Genomic DNA, 6,761 nt, shown 5'->3' with positions numbered 1-6,761 from the left:
TGGACGAGGAGAGCTATCGAATGAGAAACCGCTCGGTCATCTTCGAGCCGGAGACGAAAGATATTTAGTCATCGGAAATTGTTGCGGCTAAATCATCGCAGATTGTCTTTTCATCTTGACGGTCACAATTGACGGCTGACCCCACTATTGCTGCGTTAACCTGCCTCTTTATTATAGCAGATTCCGCGCAAAAAAGATGCTAAAAACAAGAACGTTTGTTCTTATTTTATAAAATGAACCTTTAGATGGAGTCGTCTCAACATTGGGTCCAAAGATGGAATTGAACTATGATAGTGTTGCATGTCTGAAGTCAGACAGGATATAATAAGTCTCGTGTGTATTCACATGGGTGGGTGAGGGTGCCAACAAAGGATTGATTCCTATGGCAAAACAAACAGAATGGAAAACAGAAACATACGGGGGCGTGCTGAACTTTCTGGCGACAGCATACATCCCGGCCGTACATGCGGCAATCTTGACACAAGCCGGACTCCCGTTCGAGGGAGCGCTCGTCGGAGCGATTTTGACAAGTATCATCGGGACGTTCATCGCGGGACTGTTCAACTTACCGTTGTTGCTCCTACCTGGTATGGGCATCAACGCGTTGTTCACGTACACGCTCGTCTTGCAGATGGGACTGAGCTGGCAGAGCGCGCTCGCCGTCTCGCTCGTCTCGGGGGCGCTCGTCGTACTCCTGACGGTGACGAAAGTGGCGAGGAAACTCGCGAACGCGTTCCCGCCGATCATTCATGACGGACTGACGGTCGGGCTCGGCCTGTTCCTCATCTTGATCGGGCTCGAAGCGGCAGGTATCGTCTCGGGCGGTGGTGGGGCACTGCTCCACATCGGAGACCTTGGAGAGCGACCGGTACAGGTCGCGTTCCTGACGCTATTCGTCGCGATTCTTTTGTTCTTGAAGATGGGACCGAGCAGCTTCCTCTGGACAATCGCGTTCGGTGTCGGTTTGAGCGCTGTCACGGGAACGCTCGACTGGACAGGTGAGTTCGCGCTCACACCGTTCTTCGAGTCGTTCGGGACCGTGTTCGGCAACGTGTCGTTCGCGCAATCGACATCACCGATCTTCTTGATCGCGGTCGGCGTGTTGACGCTCGTCTTGTTGATCGAGAACATCAGCCTGATCCAGAATCAGACGCGGGCGATCGGCAAGGACGATCAAGCCCCGAAAGGTTTGATCGCCCAAGGGTTGTCGACGATGGCCGGTGCCATGTTTGGCTCGAGCCCGACCGTCTCGACGGTCGAGGTCGCGGCCGGCATCTCGGTCGGCGCACGCGGCGGCATCTCGTCGTTCGTGACGTCAGGTCTTTACGTCGTCTCGCTCTTGCTGTTGCCGCTGTTCGCGATCATTCCGGTGACGGCGATCGCGCCGGTCTTGATCATCATCGGCATGATGATGTTCCAGAACGTGAAACATCTGCCGCTCGACAATTGGGAGCAGGCCTTCCCGGCGATCCTCGTCATTATCATGATCCCGTTCACGTATTCCATCGTCGATGGCATCGGGCTCGGCTTCATCGCCTACACGATGATCGTCTTGTTCAAGAAGGGCTATCGCTCGCTCAGTCCGGTCGTCGGTGTCTTGACCGTATTGTTCTTGGTTTTCTTTTCTTTACCAGTCTGGCTGTAAACATGCTGAACGGTCCCGTTCAGCATGTGCTCTCCAATCGACAGAGGAAACTTGTTCCTAACGATTGAGGAGATAATCGCGAGAAGAGGAGCGTCGTCCCGGGAGGATGATGCTCCTCTTCTTTCGTGTAATCAACTTCATTCTTTACTAATCGTTCTAGAAAGGATATAGTGAGGGTGTAGTTAGAACGTTCATTCTAAAACTATGTGGTGACCGAAGGAGGATCGAGATGGCGAGAAGTAAAGAGTTTGACGAAACGATTGTATTAAAGAAAGCGATGGAATTGTTTTGGGAACAAGGGTATGAGAAAACATCGATGCAAGACTTGGTCGACCACATGGGCATTCATCGACGAAGCATTTACGACACGTTCGGTGACAAACGCTCGTTGTTCTTAGCATCGCTCGGCGAGTATGAAAAATTCATCACGCATGAGATGGAGACGATTATTCGTCAACATGAATCCGTGAAGTCAGCCATCGGGGATATATTTCGATTCATTCTGAGGTCTTCTGAAACCTATCCAAAAGGGTGCCTATCCGTCAATGCAGCCGTCGAATTGTCGCTCTTGGACCAAGAGGTAGACCGGATGGCGACGACGATGTTCCATCGGACCGAGGACATGTTCCAACAGTTGATTCAACAAGGAAAAATCAGTGGCGAGCTGTCAACCGACATCGATTCGGAACAGATGGCGCGTTTCCTGCACAACAACTTGATCGGTCTTCGTGTCTTGATCAAAACGAACTACACGCAAAAAGAATTAGAAAGCATCATCGCGCTGGCACTCAGCGTGTTGGACTGACTTTCTTTTTTTACCTGTTTTAGAACGTTCATTCTAAAAAACATCAACAGGTTTTTATCATACTTAGGGTGCACAGTTACAAGCCGTTGCGAAATGGGCGCAACAAAAGCCGGGCGAAGACTATGCATGGCTACATGCGATCGAACAACCTGTCCTCGTGACAAATGGGATAAAAGATATCATGGTGCCGACTGAAAACAGTTACATTTTGGCCGAAAAAATACCGAACGCACAATTGATCGTCTATCCGGATTCTGGACACGGTCATCTGTTCCAGTTCCTCGGACGATTTGCCGCACACGTCAACCTATTCCTCGATTCAGATGCGATTTGATCATCTGTCGAGACAAACAAAGGAGAGTCAATCATGAACAAAATGATGAAAGCAGCTCAAATCAGTCGATATTCGAAAGTAATCGAAGCGCAAGTAAACGAGGTACGTGTTCCGGACATCGGGGACAATGATGTGTTGATCAAGGTAAAGACCGCCGCCATCAATCCACTCGAGATGTTGATCATGACCGGTAGCGTAAAACTGATTCAAGATTATGCTTTCCCGCTGACAATCGGGAACGAACTGGCGGGTGTCGTCGAACAGGTCGGGAAACATGTGACCGGTTATTCCGTCGGGGATGACGTCTACACGCGTCTGCCGATCGAAAAAATCGGGGCCATCGCTGAATATGTAGCAGTCGATGCATCTGCCATCGCAAGGATGCCAAAAAACTTATCTTACGAAGAGGCAGCAGCTGTCGCTTTAACGGGACTCACAGCCTACCAAGGACTACATGAAGAATTAAACGTCCAGTCCGGACAATCTGTGTTCATTCCGGGGGGATCGGGTAGTTTCGGTCAAATGGCCGTTCCGCTCGCGAAGTCGTTAGGACTGACAGTGATCGTCAGTGGAAATGCGGAGTCACGCGACCGGACGCTGAAGCTCGGTGCCGATCAATATTTGGATTATACGACGCAAAACTATGAGGACGTCTTGAAAAACGTGGATTATGTCATTGATACGTTAGGGCCGACAGAATTCAAGAAAGAGCTGAGCATCCTCAAACGAGGCGGACGACTCCTGTCTTTGCGGACAGGACCGAATAAACGTTTCGCAAAAGACCGACAGCTCCCGTTCTGGAAACAAACGATCTTTTCGATGGCGGGTGCGAAATATGACCGAATGGCCAAAAAACATGACGTCGAATACCGCTTCATCTTCGTACGTGCGAATGGGGCACAACTCAAAGAAATCACGAGCGTCGTGGAGGCGAACCAAGTCGTTCCTGCCCTTCATCCGAAACGATTTACGATTGATGAAGTGAACGAAGCACTACAGTTAGTTGCGACGGGTCGGCCGAAAGGAAAGGTCATCATTACGTTCTGAAGTATGTGAGACTACTGCTTGTAGCAGAAAAAGAGGGAGAGACTGCCATGAAAAAAGCGGTTCTCATCACAGGCGTGTCAGGTGGGATCGGCAAAGAATTGGCCGATCGCTTTGCCCGGGATGGACATGAGATGGTACTCGTGTCACGGAATGAAGCGAAACTGTTAGAACTCGCTAAAGATTATCGGATCAATCATGGTGTCGGCGTCACCGTCATCGCCAAAGACATCGCGTCACCGGGAGTGCCAGAAGCGATTTACAAGGAGCTCCAGGAGAAGGGGATCCACGTGGACTACTTGGTCAACAATGCCGGGTTCGGTCTGTACGGGACGTTCTTAGAGACAGACATGAACCAAGAGGTGAATATGATTGACGTCAACATCAAGGCGTTGACGGTGATGACCAAATTGTTTTTACCCGGTATGGTTGAACGGAATCAAGGGGGCATCATGAATGTGTCTTCCATGGTCGGTTTTTTCCCGGGACCGTTGATGTCGGTGTACCACGCGACGAAGTCATACGTGTTATCGTTCTCAGAAGCGCTCGAAAATGAAGTGAGCGGGACGAACGTGACGGTGACCGCTTTATGTCCAGGGTTAACATCGACCGGTTTCGTCGACCGCTCCGGGATGCAGGCGTCAAAACTGTTTCAAACGGGCACGATCATGGAAGCAGGACGGGTCGCGGATATCGGGTATCGTGGTTTCATGAACGGAAAGACCTTGATCATCCCAGGGAGACGGAATCGGCTCGTTGCCTTCCTGCCCCGACTGCTGTCGCGTAAGCGAATCACTCGCATGATGCGAACGATGCAGGATGGATCGAAGCAGTGAATGAATAGGGCGTCATTAGCATAAACATCTGAGGCTCAAACATAGCGCGGTACCGTTCCTAACGGTGCCGTTTTTTGTATGATTGAAAAAGGAGGTGTTCGAATGGATCAAGCAGGCGGATTCATTTCCATCGGGATGGCTTATCCGAGCCATTATCCGTTACCTAAACTTGCTCAAAATGTATGTGAGGAACTGTTAAGTAGCGGTGGAGAAATCACAAACGTGACATTCAGTCAGGATGAAGCGGGGAACGATTGGACGACAACGACAGATACCGACTTTGCTCGGATCGGGCATTACGGATCTATCCATTTACGAAGCAACTATTTTGGAGGCGTGGATATGGTGATGACCGTGTCCCTTCAAGTGATGGACACTTATGTCGGGATTCTCATCGATTTGAACTGGGGAGATGTCGTTTCACATCCTGCATCGAGATCCGCGTTCACACAGCAAATCGAACGACTGCTCGTCGACGTGTATCGTCATGTGCCATTCTCGTACGCGATTGCTGGGCACGAACTTGAACTGGATTGGGCCCCTGGGGTATTTCCGACGTCAGCGGACTGGCTAAATGCGTTTTCCCTTTCTATTGTCCCGACGCCAGAAGGCTTAACGGTCACTTACGGTTCGATTTCAATCGACGGGATAACTCCACAATTCAAAAAGAAAGTGTCCATCTCGCTAGATGTATAAGTCATCATTGTGAGAATCAATCGCTTCCGTCAAGCGTTGCTTGATTGACCAAGGATAGAAAAATATGACCGGAACAGAAGTAATCGAACATGATACAATTTCCTTACCTTATGAATTGAGGAGGGACAGATTCATGACTAATCGTTCAAACGTCATCGACGAATTTGCATCCTATACAGATTGGCTAAACACGTTAGAGAGATTGGATGAATCGATGTGGGAAAAGCCAATTGCGACCGACAAATGGTCAATCAAAGCAGTCGTCCTTCACATCGCCCATTGGGACAACCATCTGTTGAACGTCATCATCCCAGCCGTGAAGAACGGAGAAGGGATGATCTTCCCTGAGTTCGACTCGTTTAACGCGCGGGCGACCCAAAAAGCGAAACGTCTCTCGGGAGAAAACGTTCTCCAATTAGCCAAAACGAGTCGGAGTTCACTCATAGAAGTGCTGCGGTCATTGCGTCAAGAGACGCTGAATTCGCACACGACGGCGAACGGGGCGACCCATTCTCCACATGAGGGTGTTTCTTACACGCTTGCCTATATCGTCACCGAGTTCATCGAACATGACCGACATCACCAGCGGCAAATCGACGCTGTACTAGGGACAACGTCTTGAGGAGACGGGCGAAAGTACGCGGTGTCAGACGAAGATTGAAACGATTGCGCACGTATATCGACGAACAGACCTATTCGTTCCCGACGACGTTCCATGACGGATATTGGCATAATAAAATCCCAATCGATCAACCTTTTTTACTGTCCGTGCAAGAGAACAGCCGGATTCAATATGCGGTCATCGAGGCGATGACGGAGGGGGCCTCCCGTCTCGTGCGTCTCCGAGAAGAGGAGCGTTACCGGGTCGTCGTCTTGTTGGACCTACCGACGCTTTGGCAGTCCGAACTCCTCGTGTTTGAAAATGATGCACGATTGAAGGTGTTTATGAAACGTGACTCGCCAGAACAGACATGGACGCCCTTGCCCTTAGATGATGTGTTTCAACAAAAGCTCGTCGCCTCAGCGGATGACGAGGTGCATCGGTTCCACGAGCGGATTCAAGATGAGGATGATATTTATACAGGAGAAGTCTGGTTGCTCGTTCAATGAACGGGCAATTTTTTTGTATGACGAATAATAGGAAGTTAAGCACAACGTCTCAACGTAAACCCAAAAACAACAGTGATATTTACAAGTTGATTAAAATGTCGAAAGGTAATTTGATAGAAAATATGGTACAATTTAATATGTAAAAGGAAGGTGACTCATAATCTTGTAGACGTCAAGTTGATTTTGACACTTTTTGCTCGTTTGCCTTTTACACTTCTGCCGAAAACAATGATTTCCGGTTCCTCATCCGATGACTGTCGTCATCACTATGTATGATTTCGACGCGATGGA

At 49.5% G+C, this 6,761-nt stretch carries 7 protein-coding genes and 1 pseudogene; all 8 read left to right on the top strand.

The genetic code is table 11. From position 1 onward, the window contains the following. Positions 1–382 precede the first annotated feature (382 nt). The 8 genes and pseudogenes from EVJ30_RS14705 (at position 383) to EVJ30_RS14670 (ending at position 6,470) form a co-directional block, all read left to right on the top strand. Entirely contained in the window at positions 383–1,645 is a 1,263-nt protein-coding gene (locus EVJ30_RS14705) for an NCS2 family permease (protein ID WP_131469560.1), read from the top strand. 229 nt (positions 1,646–1,874) lie between these two features. Further along, complete coding sequence (locus EVJ30_RS14700) at positions 1,875–2,450, top strand: TetR/AcrR family transcriptional regulator (protein WP_131469559.1); 576 nt, start codon at positions 1,875–1,877, stop codon at positions 2,448–2,450. 133 nt (positions 2,451–2,583) lie between these two features. Next, a pseudogene (locus EVJ30_RS14695) lies at positions 2,584–2,784 on the top strand (alpha/beta fold hydrolase); the annotation flags it as partial. Between the two features lie 33 nt (positions 2,785–2,817). Next, positions 2,818–3,831 (top strand): NADP-dependent oxidoreductase, encoded by a 1,014-nt coding sequence (locus tag EVJ30_RS14690; RefSeq protein ID WP_131469557.1) that lies wholly within the window; start codon positions 2,818–2,820, stop codon positions 3,829–3,831. A 47-nt stretch (positions 3,832–3,878) separates the two neighbouring features. Beyond that, the gene (locus EVJ30_RS14685) at positions 3,879–4,664 is read left to right on the top strand and encodes an SDR family NAD(P)-dependent oxidoreductase (protein ID WP_131469556.1); all 786 of its coding nucleotides are present in this window, start codon (positions 3,879–3,881) and stop codon (positions 4,662–4,664) included. Between the two features lie 102 nt (positions 4,665–4,766). Further along, positions 4,767–5,360, top strand: coding sequence for an Imm64 family immunity protein (locus EVJ30_RS14680; protein WP_161568867.1), 594 nt, complete (start codon positions 4,767–4,769; stop codon positions 5,358–5,360). Between the two features lie 133 nt (positions 5,361–5,493). Then, positions 5,494–5,982: a DinB family protein gene (locus EVJ30_RS14675; protein WP_131469554.1), complete on the top strand. Its 489-nt coding sequence runs from the start codon at positions 5,494–5,496 to the stop codon at positions 5,980–5,982. Between the two features lie 35 nt (positions 5,983–6,017). Next, positions 6,018–6,470, top strand: a complete 453-nt coding sequence (locus EVJ30_RS14670) for a DUF3916 domain-containing protein (protein ID WP_161568866.1) — start codon at positions 6,018–6,020, stop codon at positions 6,468–6,470. Positions 6,471–6,761: the final 291 nt, after the last annotated feature.

The organism is Exiguobacterium sp. SH5S13 (assembly GCF_004337085.1).
Lineage (GTDB): Bacteria > Bacillota > Bacilli > Exiguobacteriales > Exiguobacteriaceae > Exiguobacterium > Exiguobacterium aurantiacum_A.
Note: the sequence above shows the minus strand (reverse complement) of the source record. Positions and strands in the feature narration are given on the sequence as shown.